Origin of the sequence: Halostagnicola larsenii XH-48, assembly GCF_000517625.1 — an archaeon.
GTDB classification, from domain to species: Archaea; Halobacteriota; Halobacteria; order Halobacteriales; family Natrialbaceae; genus Halostagnicola; species Halostagnicola larsenii.
Genome location: NZ_CP007055.1, coordinates 2736447 through 2751334 on the forward strand (window position 1 = coordinate 2736447; position 14888 = coordinate 2751334).

General features: G+C 64.4%; 16 protein-coding genes and 1 tRNA gene. 8 read left to right on the forward strand and 9 right to left on the reverse strand.

Going from position 1 to position 14888, the window contains the following annotated elements:
* The first annotated feature begins 20 nt into the window (after window positions 1-20).
* Window positions 21-407, forward strand: a complete 387-nt coding sequence (locus tag HALLA_RS13800; protein WP_049953899.1) for a hypothetical protein — start codon at window positions 21-23, stop codon at window positions 405-407.
* A gap of 125 nt (window positions 408-532) precedes the next feature.
* On the opposite strand, the gene cysE is transcribed toward HALLA_RS13800, so the two are convergent.
* From cysE to HALLA_RS13815, 3 genes are all read right to left on the reverse strand, one after another.
* Window positions 533-1042 (reverse strand): serine O-acetyltransferase, encoded by a 510-nt coding sequence (gene cysE / locus HALLA_RS13805; RefSeq protein ID WP_049954137.1) that lies wholly within the window; start codon window positions 1040-1042, stop codon window positions 533-535.
* 244 nt (window positions 1043-1286) lie between these two features.
* Window positions 1287-1994, reverse strand: a complete 708-nt coding sequence (locus HALLA_RS13810; RefSeq protein WP_049953900.1) for a metallophosphoesterase family protein — start codon at window positions 1992-1994, stop codon at window positions 1287-1289.
* Between the two features lie 90 nt (window positions 1995-2084).
* Window positions 2085-2675, reverse strand: coding sequence for an IMP cyclohydrolase (locus HALLA_RS13815; protein WP_049953901.1), 591 nt, complete (start codon window positions 2673-2675; stop codon window positions 2085-2087).
* A 113-nt stretch (window positions 2676-2788) separates the two neighbouring features.
* Between HALLA_RS13815 and HALLA_RS20060 the strand changes: the two genes are divergently transcribed.
* The 3 genes from HALLA_RS20060 to HALLA_RS13825 all read left to right on the forward strand — a co-directional run bounded on the left by HALLA_RS20060 (window position 2789) and on the right by HALLA_RS13825 (window position 3978).
* Window positions 2789-2941 carry a hypothetical protein gene (locus HALLA_RS20060; protein WP_157231384.1) on the forward strand — a complete coding sequence of 51 codons (153 nt, stop codon included), beginning with the start codon at window positions 2789-2791 and terminating at the stop codon, window positions 2939-2941.
* Between the two features lie 110 nt (window positions 2942-3051).
* Window positions 3052-3124 (forward strand) — tRNA-Gln (locus HALLA_RS13820).
* 125 nt (window positions 3125-3249) lie between these two features.
* On the forward strand, window positions 3250-3978 hold the full coding sequence (locus HALLA_RS13825) for a rhodanese-like domain-containing protein (RefSeq protein ID WP_049953902.1): 729 nt from the start codon (window positions 3250-3252) through the stop codon (window positions 3976-3978).
* Between the two features lie 10 nt (window positions 3979-3988).
* Here HALLA_RS13825 and HALLA_RS13830 read toward each other — a convergent pair whose 3' ends face one another.
* Window positions 3989-5416 (reverse strand): oxidoreductase, encoded by a 1428-nt coding sequence (locus HALLA_RS13830; protein WP_049953903.1) that lies wholly within the window; start codon window positions 5414-5416, stop codon window positions 3989-3991.
* 76 nt (window positions 5417-5492) lie between these two features.
* Complete coding sequence (locus tag HALLA_RS13835) at window positions 5493-6536, reverse strand: NAD(P)-dependent alcohol dehydrogenase (protein ID WP_049953904.1); 1044 nt, start codon at window positions 6534-6536, stop codon at window positions 5493-5495.
* Window positions 6537-6687: 151 nt separating this feature from the next.
* Here HALLA_RS13835 and HALLA_RS13840 point away from each other — a divergent pair, with 151 nt between their 5' ends.
* Window positions 6688-7749 carry an amidohydrolase family protein gene (locus HALLA_RS13840; RefSeq protein ID WP_049953905.1) on the forward strand — a complete coding sequence of 354 codons (1062 nt, stop codon included), beginning with the start codon at window positions 6688-6690 and terminating at the stop codon, window positions 7747-7749.
* Window positions 7749-8531 carry an iron-sulfur cluster assembly protein gene (locus tag HALLA_RS13845; protein ID WP_049953906.1) on the forward strand — a complete coding sequence of 261 codons (783 nt, stop codon included), beginning with the start codon at window positions 7749-7751 and terminating at the stop codon, window positions 8529-8531. Before HALLA_RS13840 ends, HALLA_RS13845 begins: the two co-directional genes overlap by 1 nt.
* A 54-nt stretch (window positions 8532-8585) precedes the next feature.
* Here the strand turns inward: HALLA_RS13845 and cgi121 are convergent, their stop codons facing one another.
* From cgi121 to HALLA_RS13860, 3 genes are read right to left on the reverse strand one after another with little or no spacing between them, the layout of a single operon-like run.
* Window positions 8586-9143: a KEOPS complex subunit Cgi121 gene (cgi121, locus tag HALLA_RS13850; protein ID WP_049953907.1), complete on the reverse strand. Its 558-nt coding sequence runs from the start codon at window positions 9141-9143 to the stop codon at window positions 8586-8588.
* Window positions 9143-11560 carry an ATP-dependent DNA helicase gene (locus HALLA_RS13855; protein WP_049953908.1) on the reverse strand — a complete coding sequence of 806 codons (2418 nt, stop codon included), beginning with the start codon at window positions 11558-11560 and terminating at the stop codon, window positions 9143-9145. The genes cgi121 and HALLA_RS13855 overlap by 1 nt, the downstream gene beginning before the upstream one ends.
* 57 nt (window positions 11561-11617) lie before the next feature.
* Window positions 11618-12700, reverse strand: a complete 1083-nt coding sequence (locus tag HALLA_RS13860) for a poly-gamma-glutamate hydrolase family protein (protein ID WP_049953909.1) — start codon at window positions 12698-12700, stop codon at window positions 11618-11620.
* A 126-nt stretch (window positions 12701-12826) separates the two neighbouring features.
* Between HALLA_RS13860 and HALLA_RS13865 the strand changes: the two genes are divergently transcribed.
* Entirely contained in the window at window positions 12827-13072 is a 246-nt protein-coding gene (locus HALLA_RS13865) for a ferredoxin (RefSeq protein ID WP_049954138.1), read from the forward strand.
* 177 nt (window positions 13073-13249) lie between these two features.
* On the opposite strand, the gene mdh is transcribed toward HALLA_RS13865, so the two are convergent.
* Complete coding sequence (mdh, locus tag HALLA_RS13870; protein ID WP_049954139.1) at window positions 13250-14164, reverse strand: malate dehydrogenase; 915 nt, start codon at window positions 14162-14164, stop codon at window positions 13250-13252.
* A gap of 210 nt (window positions 14165-14374) precedes the next feature.
* Between mdh and HALLA_RS13875 the strand changes: the two genes are divergently transcribed.
* Window positions 14375-14818 (forward strand): TIGR00725 family protein, encoded by a 444-nt coding sequence (locus tag HALLA_RS13875; protein WP_049953910.1) that lies wholly within the window; start codon window positions 14375-14377, stop codon window positions 14816-14818.
* Window positions 14819-14888 lie beyond the last annotated feature (70 nt).

Consider the following 14888-nt stretch of genomic DNA (forward strand, 5'->3'; position numbering starts at 1 on the left):
TCACCGTCCTATCAGTCTCCATGAGCGATCAGCAGGGCGTCGCCCGGATGGAACTCGAGCCGGACGCGTGGCACCAGAACGACGACGGGAACTACTACATCGAATGCCCAGAATGTGGCTCGGCCGCGACGCTGATGAACGTCGTCGAGCACAACCGCTGTAACGGCTACCTCGATCAGCTCGAGGCGGAGACCGAACTCGACGAGGGCGCGATGGACTGCACCGCGAAACTCACGTTGGAACTTGCCTACTCCTCCGATCCGGAGGCGGAGGCAGCCGATGACGGCACGGATTCCGACGGCAGTCGCCCTGACGATACTGACGCAGATCTCGAGGAAGACGACGGCGTCACGGGCGAAGGGACGCCGCCGGGATCGGAGGGGACGGTCGACGACGAGCAACAGTAGTTTTCCGTTCTCTATCGTGGGAATCGGTTTCGGCCATTTGACCCGCTCCAGCCGCTGATTGCGGTCGTCGAGGACATTCTTATAGAGTTCAAAAGAGCATCTCGCGCTACAGCGCGAGACAGCAGTTACTCGACGGGTTCGGCCGGAACCCCGACGACGGTCGTCTCGCTTTCTACGTCACCCGTAACGACCGAACCGGCTCCGACCGCCGCGTTCTCCCCGATCGTAATGTCGCCCAACAGCGTCGCGTTCGCCCCGATCTGGACGCCGTCCTCGAGCGTCGGGTGCCGTTTGACCGGTTCGTTCGTGTCACCGCCCAGCGTCACGCCGTGATACATGTGTACGTCGTCGCCGATATCGGCCGTTTCGCCGATGACGACGCCCATTCCGTGATCGATCGTCAGCCGCCGTCCGACCGACGCGCCGGGGTGGATTTCGACGCCGGTCAGGAATCGGACGAACTGCGCGAGCACTCGAGCGAGCAGTTCGAATCCCGTATTCCAGAGCCGGTGGGTGAGCCGATGGGCCCAGACGGCGTGTAACCCCGAATAACAGAGCGCGACCTCGAGACAGCCGGTCGCCGCGGGGTCGCGATCGCACATCGCTCGCGTATCCTCGCGCATTTGCCGGATCATCGACGCTCGTAGTCCCCTCCACTCGGTCGGGTACGAGAACCGCCGGTTCCGGGCCGCAGCCGCTTCGTCCGGTCGGTCCGACAACACCGCGCCACAGCAGCCCGCGGTCGATTTCCGTCGATACGGCCGGTGTGGCTGGCGGATACCATATCAGCACCTCACGAACGGACGGGTCAAAACCCCTTCGGGGTGCGCGCTCGAGAAATCTCGATTCTCGCGCTCGCGCTCATTATTCCGCCCCACGTCACTTCCCGCGAGCGAGCCGGGTTCCAATGCGGTCGGGAAGCCCGGCGTCTTCGACGGCCGCCTGGACGCTTTCGACGTCGTACTCGACGCGATGCGTGTCGACGGTCATCGAATCGAGATCGACGACCGCGTAGCCCGCCCGCGGATCGCCGTCTCGAGGCTGCCCGACGCTGCCCGGGTTCACGACGATTCCCTCGGCGTACGTCTCGACGTGCTGGACGTGGGTGTGCCCGAGCACGAGGACGTCCTCGTCCTCGAGCAATCGCGGCGAGAAGTCTTCGGGGTGGGTGTAGCGGTCGGGATCGTCGGGATGGCCGTGAACGAGTTTCAGTCGGCCGTCGAACTCGAGACGTTCCGTGGGCAGAGCCTCGAGCCAGTCGCGTTGCTCGTCGGTGAGTTCCGATCGAGCGTGTTCGACGCCCGCGCGGGCCATCCCGTTGAACCGAAACGAAGTCCCCTCGACGACGGCCGCATCGTGGTTTCCCATCACCGTCGGTACGTCACGATCACGGGGTGCTCCCGCTCGGGTTCCCACGGCACTGAGCATCGCACCCTCTCTCAAGGCCTCGACGCACTCGGCCGGCCACGGGTTGTAGCCGACCACGTCGCCGGCACAGACCAGTGCATCGACCGACGGCATGTCCGCCAGGACGGCCTTGAGGGCGATTCGGTTGCCGTGGATGTCGGAGATGAGGCCGACGTTCATGGACCAACTATCTCGCTCGAGCCGTTTGAGGCTTCCTGCGGTTCGGCGGCTCCAGCACGGTTCGGTTAGCTCCAGGAAACACTCCGCGCGTTACTCGCCGTTCTCGATCGCCGTCTCGAACCCGTCGTCGGTGCGGGCGACGCCCGCCGCGCAGACGGCGTGTTCGAACTCGAGGTCGTAGGCCTCGCTTGCGGCCTCCTCGGCGCTCGCGGCTTCGAACTCGAACGACTCGGGAGCGTCTGTCTCGTAAGTCGCCACCAGCGTCGGTTCCTCGACGGTCTCGACGACGAGGGCGTCCTTTCGAACCGTCGCGATCAGCGCCTCGCCGTCAGTGCCGATGGTCGCGGCGATCCGCGGCGTGTCGTAGTCGTCCTTCTCGTAATCTAACGCGAGCAGGCTCGTCGCGAGCGCGTCCCGGGCGGGGTACCCTCGCTCGAGTTTTTCCGCGATCGGATCGACGTGCGAGCCGTTGCCGAAGGCGGCGACCTCCCCGGCCGGCGTCTCGACGACGCGGAGACAGTTGTAGGCGACGTATGGGTTGTCGGTCTCCGGCGCGTCGTCGGTCGGTCCGACCGTCAACGCATCCTTTCGAGTGGTGATCTTCCTGTTCGGGAACGACCGCGATGAAACGCGGTAGGCACCCACATCGGGTCCGACGACGACGAAGCGTCCAACGTACATACTCGAGGGTGTGCTCGAGAGCGGAAAAGGGGTATCGGTTCGCACTTGCACTCCGTGTGCCCACAGGAGAGCACAGCCGATCGTTTATCTGTAATAGCGCAGCCAGACCGCCCGTGACAACCGTCGAAGCGTGTCTTGTGACATTAAAACGGGCTGCCGGCCGGCTCGAGGAGTCGCCGTCGAAAGTACAGTACGAGTCGCTCGGCCTGACGCCCGCCTCGGCGACTATCATCCGGACGACAAAAGAACAATCGAGCGTTCAGTAGGTCGCTACTTCGCCCCCTCTCATGGTACACAATCCCAGTCCCGTCCCGATGTTCTCCTAGCACGAACCGAAAGCGATAAACTATGTCCTCCCCAACTACTGGTTGCACGAAGTCCATTAGGGTAGTGGCCAATCCTTCTGCCTTCTGGGGGCCGAGACCCTGGTTCGAATCCAGGATGGACTACTTCTCGCGGTTCAACTCGAGCAGTTTCTTCAACCCCTGGTGTGTTCTCCAGTCGAAACGAGGGGGTATCGGCAGGAATACGATCCACCGGAACAGCTATTTGAATTCGTCCTGTAGTGAGCTGTATGAATCGACGGTCGTTGCTCGCCGCCGCCGGAGGCAGTTCGCTCGCAATCGTCGCAGGATGCATCGATGACATCGGAATCGACGGTGCGGGCGGCGACGACGAGAGCGGCGACGGGTCGGCGTACGAAACGGGGTCCTTCGATGGGGAGGAAGTCCCGCTCGTCCCCGTCGAAGAGGCCCACGAGTGGTACGAAAACGAGGAGGCCAGATTCGTCGATACGCGCGGAGTGAGTCAGTACGACGCCGGACACATTCCCGGCGCTGTTCTGAGCCCCGCCATCGAGAGCGAGGGCGAGGATCCGACCGACGACTGGTCGACCGATACGCACGTCGTAACCTATTGTAACTGTCCGAATTCACTCGCCGTCCAGCGCGGAGCCGAATTCAAATCGGATGGATTCGACGAGGTATACGCCATCGAGGAGGGCTACGGCGGATGGGAGGACGCGGAGTACCCGATCGAACGGAACGAAACCGATGTCGACGTCGAAACCTACGAAATCGAAGGCGAATCGGATCCCGACTACGATGGTGAGTACGTCCATATCTCGACCGCCGACGGTGGGAGCTACGAAATCGCGACGGTCGAATCCGACGGCACCTACGAGACCGAGATTCGGTTCCCGGATCTGTCCTCGGACTCCGAACTGATCGTCGACGCACCCGACTACACTGTCGAGGGCACCTTAGCGGAGTTCACGTCCGAACCGGTCACCGTCGACAGCTGATCGAGTTCGATCAGTTTCGATCGTACGCACCTGCACGCTCGAGCTCCCCGCGTTCGCTGAGAACGGCCGGCGTTCGACAGATGCCGGGCGCGCCGGTCACCTGGGGCACCGTACAGTTGTTGCAGCTTTCACACAGCACGCGAGCGTCGGGTGACTCGGGCTCGAGCAGTCGCGCACCCAGTTTCGGTTCGGCGTAGAACGGCCGGGCCATGCCGACCATGTCGCACGCTGGCGGCTCGGACCGGCTCGCCACGTCTCGCTCGTTCGAGTCCGTCCGGCCGCTCGAGTTCGCGCGCTGACTCGAGTCCTCGCTTTGACTCGCGGCTGTCTGCCCGGTCGTCCCGCCGAGCAGTCGGTCCATCGTGTCCCGCTCTCGGATGCCGCCCTCCGCGAGGACCGGAATCGAAACTTGCTCGCGAACCCGTCGACAGAACGCTTCGTTCCAGGCCGGTTCGAAGTCGTATTGCAGGGACTGTACCCAGTTCGCCGCGGCCACCAGCCGGCGGCGAGCGGGGCCGCCGAACGCCGCGTCGTATCCTTCGTGCATCGCCTCGTTCTCCCACGCGCGGTCGGGGTAAGCCCCGCGGACGATACTCATGTCCCAGACGACTGACGCGGTGACGGGAACCACGGCGTCGTAGCCGATTCGCTCGAGGCGGCGACAGATCTCGACCCCGTCCTCGATCGAGAGCCGCCGACGGACGATCGGCCACGGCGGTGCGGCGGTCTCCGCCGGAACTTTCGTCACCAGCGGAACGTCGCCCGCTCGCTCGCGGATTTCGTCGTGGACGAGCGCGAGAAACTCGAGGCGAGCCTCGGGACTGCCGCCGAACTCGTCCTCGCGGCGGTTGTAAAACGGCGAGAGGAACTGCTGGACGATACCCATATTCGCTCCCGCCAGATGGATCCCGTCGTATCCCGCCTCGACGCAGCGAGCAGCGCTTCGTCCGAAGTCCGCGGCCAGTTCGTACACTTCCTCGGTCCGCAGCACGTGCGGATCGAACGAGAGCAACCCCAATCGATCCAGCGCCCGAAGCTGCCGCGGTGGCCTCGAGACCGCGAGCTGCTCGAGATCCGGGTTCTTCGCGCGGTAGTCGGCGTGCCACGACTCCATGCTCCGGAGGCCGCCGTGCTCGAGTTGGACGAAAATCCGGCTCCCGTGCTCGTGAATCCGGTCGGTGAGCCGCGATAACTGCGAGACGAACTCGGGGTCGTGAACTCGCGTCATCCCCGGCGCGGCACAGCCGCCCTCGCTGCGAACGACGGTCGCACCCTGATAGATCAGTCCGACCCCCGACGCCGCAGCGGGCTCGAGGTCCTCGATGAGCACGTCGACCGCGTCCGGACCGTTTCCCGCACACTCGAGCAGCGGGGCGCGGTAGAGCCGGTTCAGAACCGTCACATCGCCGATGTCGATCGGGTCCTCGAGCGTGGCCATACGTGTACCCAGTTTCGACCGGCGTCGTCAAGAACGTGGTGTCGGTTCGCCCCGCGAGCGAGAGGGTGGCGTACGTTTACGGTGGCAGGATCACCGCTCGTCCCTCGATTTCGCCGTGTTCGAGCGCTTCGGCGACGTCGTTGATCTCCCCGAGGTCGTAGCGGCTGGTGTGGAGTTCGACGAGGTCGCGGTCGACCAGCGCGACGAGTTCCTGCAGTTCGGCGTAGCGCCCGACCAGCGTCCCCTTCAGCGAGAGTTCCCCGTCGACCAGCGCCTGGCAGGGCTCGTGAATGTGGCCGCCGTAGCCGATGACGTGCTGGTCGGCCCCCGCGGCAGCGATTTCCGTTCCATAGCCGGCCGTCTCGTCCGAGCCGACGAAATCGAGGATTTGCTGAACGCCGCCGCCGTCGGTGAGGTCGTCGACGACCTGGGCGAGGTCCTCCTCGCTCGAGTTCACGGTGTGGGTCGCACCGAGGCGTTCGGCCAGCTCGAGGGCCTCGTCTTTGATGTCGACGGCGACGACGTCGGCGGCGCTCATCGCCTCGAGACACTGCAGGCCGATGTGACCGAGGCCGCCGATCCCGACGACGACGGCTGTGTCGCCGGGGTTCAGTTCCCGGACCGCCTTCTTCGCGGCGTGGTAGGCCGTGATTCCGGCGTCGGCGTGGGGTGCGATTTCGGTCGGATCGACGCTGTCCGGCAGCGGGATCACTGCGCGTTCGTTGGTCTGGAGGTACTCGGCGAACCCGCCGTCGGTCGTGAGCCCGTTGAACGCGCTGTTCTCGCAGTACATGTCCTCGCCGAGGCGGCAGGGCCGACAGATGCCACACGTCTGAACGGGGTGGCAGATGACCGGGTCGCCCTCCTCGACCAGCGTCACCTCCTCGCCGACCTCGGCGACGACTCCCGCGTTTTCGTGGCCGAGCGTCATCGGTAGCTCCTGGGGAACGTACTCGGTCCACATCCCCTCGATGACGTGATTGTCGGTTTGACACCAGCCCGCACCGGCGACTTCGACGAGGACGTGGTCGGAGCGCTCGAGTTCGGGTCGGTCGATTTCTTCGACGGTGAGCGCCTCGCTCATTTCCTCGGTATACTCGTGGAGGCGTGCTGCTTGCATGGTACTATGTGGGTCTTCAACACACTCCGTCAAAACCCTTCGTTCGTTCCCTGCGAAACGACGTTCTGCCGTCTATGAACGTTCATATAACGGGATAAACGCTCAGTGCTGAAAAAGAGTGATGGCAATTGATAACGAATAACAACCCACAATGTATCACCACGACGGCGAGGACATCTTCGTCATCGACTCGCACGTCCATCTGTGGGACGCGAGCGAGCAGAACATCATCCACGAGGGCGGCGAGCAGTTCATCCAGTGTTTCTACGACTACCACACGTCGTTCACGCCGGAGGAACTGCAGTGGGATATCGACGAGTATCGCCAGTACGGGAGCGAACGGATGCTCGAGGATCTGTTCGCCAATGCGGCCGCGGACATGGCCATCTTTCAACCGACCTACTTGACCGACTTTTACGACGAGGGCTTTAACACGACCGAACAGAACGCCGAACTCGCGACGGCGTACCCGGAGCGATTCGTCCTCAACGGCTCGTTCGACCCGCGCGACGGCGACGAGGGCCTCGAGTACCTCGAGCAACTCCACGAAACGTACGATCTGCAGGGCGTCAAACTCTACACCGCGGAGTGGCGCGGCGACTCGAAAGGGTGGCGACTCGACAGCGAGGAGGCGTTTCGCTTCCTCGAGAAGTGTGCGGAACTCGGCATCGAGAACGTCCATCCCCACAAGGGGCCGACGATCCGGCCGCTCAACCGCGACGCGTTCGACGTCAAGGACGTCGACGACGCGGCGTCGTCGTTCCCCGACCTCAACTTCGTCGTCGAACACGTCGGTCTCCCGCGGCTGGACGATTTCTGCTGGATCGCAGGCCAGGAGCCGAACGTCTACGGCGGACTCGCGGTCGCCGCTCCGTTCGCCCAGAACCGACCCGGTAAGTTCTCCGAGATCATGTCCGAACTGCTCTGGTGGCTCGGCGAGGACCAGGTCCTCTTCGGCTCGGATTACGCTATCTGGAACCCCGACTGGCTCGTCGAGGAGGTGATCGAAGCCGAACTCACGCCCGAGCACCGCGCCGAGTACGGCGTCGAGTGGGACCTCGAGACGAAACGGAAGGTGATGGGCGAGAACGCGGCCGAGCTGTACGACATCGATATCGAGGCCAAAAAACGAGCCTTCAGGGACGACGAGATCACCGAGACGTTCGAACTGGCAGACCACTACGCGAGCAGCGAATCCGCAGCGGCAGACTGATGGCGTCGAACCCGAGCACTCCGCACGACGCCTCGGGCGGCCCGATCCGGGCCGCCGTCCGCGATTGCCTCCGACAGGTTACCGATCCCGAACTCGACCGCTCGATCGTCGAACTCGAGTACGTCGACGAGATCGATATCGACGGATCGAGAGTGATGGTGCGGTTTACCCTCCCGACGGCGTGGTGTTCGCCGGCGTTCGCCTGGATGATGGCGACCGACGCCCGCGACGCCGTCGAAGCGCTCTCGAGCGTCGAGACCGCGGAAATCGTCCTGCAGGAACACCTTCACGAGACCGAGATCAATCGGGGCGTCAACGAGCGCCGTTCCTTCGAGGCCGCGTTCCCCGACGCCGACGGCGGAATCGAGGACGTTCGTGCCCAACTCGACGAGAAGGCGCGGGTCGCCCGTCAGTACGATGCTATCGAAGCGCTGCTGGGGGTCGGCCTCGAACCGGCCCGGATCGTCACGCTGCGGCGTCGCGACGTAGAGCGCGACGAATCGACCGGTATCGCCGCGATTGAGCTTTCCAACCGCGGATTCACCGCTACCGCACCGCTCGAACCGATCGATCGCTATCTCGAGAAAGCAGCGGAGACGGGGATCGGGACGCACCCGGACGATATCCTCTTTCGGACGCCGGAGGGAACGCCGATCGATCCCGACGAGTTCGAACTGGTCCATCGACGCGGTCGACTCGCTCAGGTCAACATGTCCGGGCAGGGTGGCATCTGCGATGCGCTGTCCGAATCCAGACGCGCTCGACTCGAGAGCGACGACTGAGCGACTGCGTCGACGAGGCTCACGAGTGTTCCGAGAACGGCGCGGGCTCGCCGGCTACTTTTCGACCTCGAGCAGCGCGACCCGCTCGCAGACCAGGTCCTCGAGACTCGCGTCGGTCGCCGCGCGCTCGGCGTCGGTAATATCGAAGTACGCATGGAGCGTGTCCTCGTCCGGTGTCTCGAGTGTCTCGTCTGGCGTCTCACGTCCCCCCTCCGCGGCCGTCGCGAGCGTCGGCTCGGGCTCGAACTGCTCGGCGTCTGCGAATGCCTCGCTGGCGCGGACTTCTGCACTCGGCTCGCCGTCCGGGCCGGCATTGAACAGCACCGCGACGCGGTTTTCGCCCTCGCTCACGCCCATCTCGAGCGCGCGATCGATCTGTCTGCGGCCGGCGGCGTACAGCAGGATTTCGACGGCCCGATCGCGAGCGACGTTCTCGCCGCGCTCGAGCGCGCGGTCGGCCAGTTCGACCGACCGCTCGAGGTGACGCCGGCCCGCGAGATAATTCGCGTCGAACGCCTGAATCGTCACCTCGTGGCGCTCGCTCAGTTCGCCCAGTCGGGCGACCAGGGAGTCGAGATCAGCGACCGTAAGCTGTCCTTCGAGTACCTCCATCAGAAATCACCCAGACTGGCCTGGTCGTCGTCTGGCTCGTCCGCTCCGTCGTTCTCCCCGCCCGTCGTTCGACCGCCCCCGCCGCTCGTCGTCACCTCGACGCCCTCGAGATCGGTCCGGGGCTCGACGCCGTCCATCGACGGATCCTCGCGACCGGCGTTCTCGAGGATGTTCTCGGCCGTCTTCTCGCCTTTGAGGACGGCGAGGACGACCCCCTTGTCGGCGGTCCGGAGGTCGGCGGGGCCTTCGATGCCGACGTCGTAGAGCTGTCTCGCGCGCTTGCGGCCGACGCCCCGAACCGAGACGAGCTCGAGCAGTTCCTCGCTGACGCCGTGTTCGACGCGAGCGCGGGCCTCTCGGACCGCGACGGTCCACTCGCTCCCGATTTCGTTCGCGAGCGATTCGGCCGCGCCGAGCAGCCACTCCGCCGTGTCGACCTTTCCCCGGAGGTCGCCCGGGCCAATCTTGTACTCGTCGGTGAGCCTGTCCTCGTCCTGTTCGTCGGCCCAGTCCTCGAGCAGTTTGCCCGTCTTCAGTGAGGCGAGCCAGTCCTCGAACCGGGCGTCTTCGTACTCGCTCGGCGCGTCGCCGAGCAGTTCGGTCTCGCGCTTGTAGAAGAGTTCGCCGAACGTCTCGTCCTCGCCGGAACGGAGGTAGAGTTCGTACATGTCGGGCGTCCGCGAGATCAGTTGATATAGCCCGAGCGCCGTCGGGCGGTCCTCGGCCGACTCGAGGCCGTGGACGATTTCGGCGGCGGTCATCGGATCGAGGTAGAGCCGCGAAACGGTGTGTCCCAGACTCGTCGCGGTCAGTTCGACCGCGGCGCTGTCCGTCGCTGGGCTTCCATCACTCCCGTCGTCTGATTCCTCCGTGAGTTCCGCCGCGGAGACGAACGCGTCGGTCGCGGCTTCCGCGGACTGATCGGTTTCTCCGGGTCCTGCCGCCGACGTTCCACCCTCGCGCTCGATGAAGTCGTTCGACTCGAGATATTCAAGCACGTCGTCGGTGACGGATTCGAGACGGCTTCCCTCCGTCGATTGGCTTGCATAGAGGGTCGCCTGCATGAACTCGAGGAGGCCCTCTCTGGTCCGCGCGAAGCCGGAGGCAATAGTCGCGAGAACGTGCGTGCGGAGCGCGGGTTCGGCGGCGAGTTTGGAGCGAACGGGTTCGGGATCGCCCCAGACGTACCGCTCGAACAGCTCTTCTCGTTCGTCGTGGCTGTTTGCCAGCAGGACGGCTTCGCCGTAGGGGTCGAGCCCCGGCCGGCCGGCCCGGCCCATCATCTGGTGGACCTCGAGGACGTCGAGCGGCGACATGCCGCCCGCGGTGGGGTCGAACCGCCGCCAGTCGCGGACGATGACGCGGCGGGCGGGGGTGTTGACCCCCGCCGCGAGCGTCGGCGTCGCGGAGATCATCTTGAGCAGGCGGTCCCGAAAGGCGTCCTCGACGATCGTTCGGTGTTCGCTCGCGAGCCCCGCGTGGTGAAAGGCGGCCCCGCGCTCGACGCACTCGGCGAGGTCTTTGCTCGTCTCGGTGTCGCTGACATCCCGAATGTCCGCCGCGAGTTCCGAAAGTTCCGCTCGCTCCTCGTCGGTCAATTCGCGACTCGAGACCTGCGAGAGTCGCCGCGCGGCGGCTTCGGCGTTGCGGCGCGAACTGACGAACACGAGCGAGGAACCGCCTTCCTGGAGGATGTCGCGGACGAGCGCGGCCTCCTGTTTCTCCGACCCCTCGACGGGGACCTCCCTCGTGGAGCCGTCGTGAAACTCCAGTGCGTTGCCGTAGTGGACCCCCATCTGGAGGTCGATCGGTCGCCAGTCGGTGTCGACGAGGTCGGCCTCGAGCCAGTCTGCGATCTCGTCGGCGTTGCCGACCGTCGCAGAGAGCGCAACCGTCTGGAGGCCGGGATTGAGCTCTCTGAGTTTGGCGAGGGTCACCTCGAGCGTCGGCCCCCGATTCCGGTCGTCGATCAGGTGGACTTCGTCGCTGACGACGCAGGTGAGATCCGAGAGCCAGTCCGCGCCGTTTCGCACGAGCGAGTCGACCTTCTCGCTGGTCGCGACGATCAGGTCCTTCGTGGCGAGCCACTCGTCGGTCGACTCGTAGTTGCCCGTCGTGACGCCGGTCGTCACGCCGAACGCCTCGTAGGCGTCGAACTCGGCCTTTTTCTCGCTGGCCAGGGCGCGAAGCGGGACGATATAGAGTGCTTTCCCCCCGCGCTGGACGGCCGAAAGCATCGAGAGGGCGGCGATCATCGTCTTCCCGCTGGCGGTCGGCACCGCGGCGACGAGGCTCTCTCCCTCGAGAATCCCCGCTTCGACGGCTTCAGCTTGGGGAGGATACAGATCCTCGATACCCTCGTCTCGAAAGTGCTCGAGCGCCCCGGGCGGGAGCCCCGACAGCTCCTCGACGTTCATTACTCGCTCTTGTGCCGTCCCGCGGTTTAAACTATCGTCTCCGCACGGGTCGAACGCTCACTCGCGGATCTCCTCGAGAGCGTCGGTCACGCCGTCGGCGACGACCGACCAGTCGATCTCCCTGACGCCGGTCGGCTGCTCGATCTGGATCGTCTGGCCGGCCGGAGCGAGATCGTTGATAACGTTCTCCGGGTTCGCCCCCGTGTACTCCGTTGCGTCACGTTCGACGGCGGTCACCGTCTGCTCGGGCAGCAGATCGGCGATCGCGTCGACGACGATGGCTTTGTCCGAATTGTCCGCGGTGCCGCCGACCAGAATCTCACCGTTCGAGTAGCCGTGAAAGGCGACGCCCCACTCGAACTCCCGCTCGAGCAGCGAGTCGAGTTCGGGGAACGACCGCCGATGGATCTCCGTGGAGTAGCTATGCCACCGGTCGAACCCGCCGCCACCCTCGTTGAAGCCCGAACAGATCCACCCCGTTCCACCGATCTCCTCGACGACTCGCTCCGCCTGAAAGTCGGTTCCGTACTCGATGTAGCCGCCGTGGGGTGCGATTACGACGACTTCGTCGCTGGCACTTCCGTCGCCGTCTCCACCTTCGACGACGTATTCGACGTATTCGTTGTTCAGTTCCCCACCTTGGCGCGTGTCGTAGCTCGAATGGACCGCCTGCGACCCGACCGTCACCGCCGTCGACTCGCTCGCCTCGATTCGGTCGAGACCGCTCGGGGTCAGCCACAGCGTGTCGGATTCGTGTTCCGACGCGACGGTGTAGACCGCGTTTTCGAACTCGCCGGTTCCGTCGCCGATCCGGACCTGCTGGCCGATCGCGACGCTGTCGGTTTTGGTCAACGAACACGGGACCGAACAGTATCGGCTGGGATCCGAACGCGCGCTCCAGCTTTCGTTTGCCGCCTCGAGCGTGAGCTCCCAGTGATCGGCGTCTTCACACCCCTCTTCGTACACGTCCGTATCGGTTCCGCTCGGCGGTTCTTCCGCTTGCGAGCGAGCGATCTGGGTGTGTATCCCCGCTCCCAGTATGCCGGCACCGACGATTCCGGCACCCCCTGCGATGATCCGTCGTCGTGAAAGCCTCGATTCTGTATGCTGTTCTTCTAAATATCCTTCCTTCTCTGGCATTATAATACTAATCCTCTATTGCATTCATTTTAATCTGATGGGCAGGTGTATCACGGTTGTCATCTCGTCGTCCGGCCACGAATTCGGTCCGGAAGCGGTATGTCGACGACTCTCGAACCCTCGAGCATGAAAGTCAAATTCGACGAGGACACGTGTATCGGAATGTACCAGTGTGTCGCCGAATGGGACGCGTTCTCGAAAGACAAATCCGCGGGGAAAGCGGTCCTCGAGGGAAGCGAGGAAGAAGCAGATGGCATTTTCGTCCGCGAAGTCCCCGACGGCGCGGAACTCGACGCGAAGTTCGCGGCCCGAACCTGTCCCGTTGATGCGATTACGATCTACGACGACGACGGCGAGCAGTTGATTCCCTGATAGACGGACCCTTCGTGGTCTCTCTGTTTGACGCGCTGAATACGAGATTCGCAGCTATTTGCGCCAGCGAAGCGTCCTTCCTCGAGAACTATGGTACTCGAAGGCGAGCGCGAGCTATCCGGATGAAAACTAACGCGATCGAACTGACGAAAAAACCCCTCCGACGGGGCGAGACGTCTACGAAATTTTGTCGTACTGCTCGGAGAGCTTCTCTGCGGCCTCGCCGAGTTCGTTGCGCTCGAACTCCGAGAGATCCCACTCGACGATCTCCTCGATGCCGTTCGAGCCGAGTTTGGCCGGGACGCCGAACGCGGTTCCCTCCTGTCCGAACTCGCCCTCGAGTTTGACGCTCGCGGGAAGCACTTCGCCCGTATCGCGGAGGACGGCCTCGACCATGTGGCCGACGCCGGTGGCGGGACCCCACTCGGTCGCGCCTTTCTTCTCGATGACGTTCATCGCCGAGGCCTGGAGTTCGGAGAGGAGTTCTTCCTTCTCGTCGTCGGTGAACTCGAGGTCGCGGCCGTTGACCCGGACCTTCGAGAAGACGGGCACCTGTGCGTCGCCGTGTTCGCCGAGGATCGTGGCTTCGACGTTCTGGACCGGCACGTCGTAGCGCTGGGCGATCACGTACCGGAAGCGAGCCGAATCGAGTCGGCCGCCGAAGCCGATCACCTGCTCGCGTGCGCGCTCGCCGGTCTCGTAGAGGTGCCGGTTGAGCAGGTCGACGGGGTTCGACGTGGTGATCGTGACGAAGTCGTCGTTGTATTCCGCAAGCGAGGAGCCGATGTCCTCCATAATCGGCGCGTTGTCGCCCGCGAGGTCGATGCGGGTCTGCCCCGGCTGGCGCGGGATTCCGGCCGTGATGACGACCACGTCGGAGCCTTCGGTGTCCTCGTACCCGCCCTGTCGGATGACCGTGTTAGAGTCGTAGGCCACGCCGTGGTTCGTGTCGGCCGCCTGTCCGATCGTGTCGTCTTCTTTGTCCGGAATGTCGACGAAGACGAGTTCGTCAACAACGTCTCGAAGCGCGATGTTGTAGCCTGCGGCGGCCCCGACTGTCCCGGCCGCGCCGACCACGCTAACTTTCGTCATACCACGTAATGGTGCACCATCCCTCGCGTTAAATCCGTCGAAACCCGTCGATTTGTACGATATACCGATCGTCGAACCGGTGTTCGCCGACCGACCGAACGGCCCGCTCGAGCGGCCACGTTCGAAACCGGACTGCGCTGTTCCCGGCGATCGATCCGCGTGATCCGGCGAGACCGAATCGACCATACGGCAGGCCGTCGAGACTCGAGTATGCGCGTGAGCGTCGTCGGCGGCGGAACGATTACGGCAGCACAGGAGCGAACCGCGGTGACGGTCGGGAAAACGCTCGCAGCGAACGGCCACACCGTCGTCTGCGGGGGGTTGGGTGGCACGATGGAAGCGGTCTGTCGCGGCGCGAAATCCGCGGACGGAGAGACGATCGGAATCCTCCCGACGGATCGCCGAGCCGACGCGAACGAGTACGTCGACACGGCCATCGCGACGGGGCTCGGCCACGCCCGAAACGCGCTCGTACCGATGAACGGGGACGCCGTCATCGCGCTGGCCGGTAGCGCGGGGACGCTCTCGGAGATCGGTTTCGCGCGGGTGTACGACCGTCCCGTCGTCGGGATCGACACGCACGACATTCCGGGCGTCGACGCCGTCGACACCCCCGAAGCGGCGGTCGAAGCCCTCGAGGCGGCCGTTTGCTGACGGGGTGCCCGGACTGGCACCGATGTGGCTGCGGTTTCTCGCGTTCTCGTCTTCGCAGCTTTTTCGACGT

What these genes read in the sequence shown, in the direction of transcription:
- HALLA_RS13810 (WP_049953900.1), bottom strand. Translation starts at nt 1,994, where the DNA reads ATGAACGTCGGCCTCATCTCCGACATCCACGGCAACCGAATCGCCCTC.
- cysE (WP_049954137.1), bottom strand. Translation starts at nt 1,042, where the DNA reads ATGATCCGGCAAATGCGCGAGGATACGCGAGCGATGTGCGATCGCGAC.
- HALLA_RS13835 (WP_049953904.1), bottom strand. Translation starts at nt 6,536, where the DNA reads ATGCAAGCAGCACGCCTCCACGAGTATACCGAGGAAATGAGCGAGGCG.
- HALLA_RS13855 (WP_049953908.1), bottom strand. Translation starts at nt 11,560, where the DNA reads ATGAACGTCGAGGAGCTGTCGGGGCTCCCGCCCGGGGCGCTCGAGCAC.
- HALLA_RS13845 (WP_049953906.1), top strand. Translation starts at nt 7,749, where the DNA reads ATGGCGTCGAACCCGAGCACTCCGCACGACGCCTCGGGCGGCCCGATC.
- mdh (WP_049954139.1), bottom strand. Translation starts at nt 14,164, where the DNA reads ATGACGAAAGTTAGCGTGGTCGGCGCGGCCGGGACAGTCGGGGCCGCC.
- HALLA_RS13875 (WP_049953910.1), top strand. Translation starts at nt 14,375, where the DNA reads ATGCGCGTGAGCGTCGTCGGCGGCGGAACGATTACGGCAGCACAGGAG.
- HALLA_RS13830 (WP_049953903.1), bottom strand. Translation starts at nt 5,416, where the DNA reads ATGGCCACGCTCGAGGACCCGATCGACATCGGCGATGTGACGGTTCTG.
- HALLA_RS13865 (WP_049954138.1), top strand. Translation starts at nt 12,827, where the DNA reads ATGAAAGTCAAATTCGACGAGGACACGTGTATCGGAATGTACCAGTGT.
- HALLA_RS13800 (WP_049953899.1), top strand. Translation starts at nt 21, where the DNA reads ATGAGCGATCAGCAGGGCGTCGCCCGGATGGAACTCGAGCCGGACGCG.
- cgi121 (WP_049953907.1), bottom strand. Translation starts at nt 9,143, where the DNA reads ATGGAGGTACTCGAAGGACAGCTTACGGTCGCTGATCTCGACTCCCTG.
- HALLA_RS13825 (WP_049953902.1), top strand. Translation starts at nt 3,250, where the DNA reads ATGAATCGACGGTCGTTGCTCGCCGCCGCCGGAGGCAGTTCGCTCGCA.
- HALLA_RS13815 (WP_049953901.1), bottom strand. Translation starts at nt 2,675, where the DNA reads ATGTACGTTGGACGCTTCGTCGTCGTCGGACCCGATGTGGGTGCCTAC.
- HALLA_RS13840 (WP_049953905.1), top strand. Translation starts at nt 6,688, where the DNA reads ATGTATCACCACGACGGCGAGGACATCTTCGTCATCGACTCGCACGTC.
- HALLA_RS13860 (WP_049953909.1), bottom strand. Translation starts at nt 12,700, where the DNA reads ATGCCAGAGAAGGAAGGATATTTAGAAGAACAGCATACAGAATCGAGG.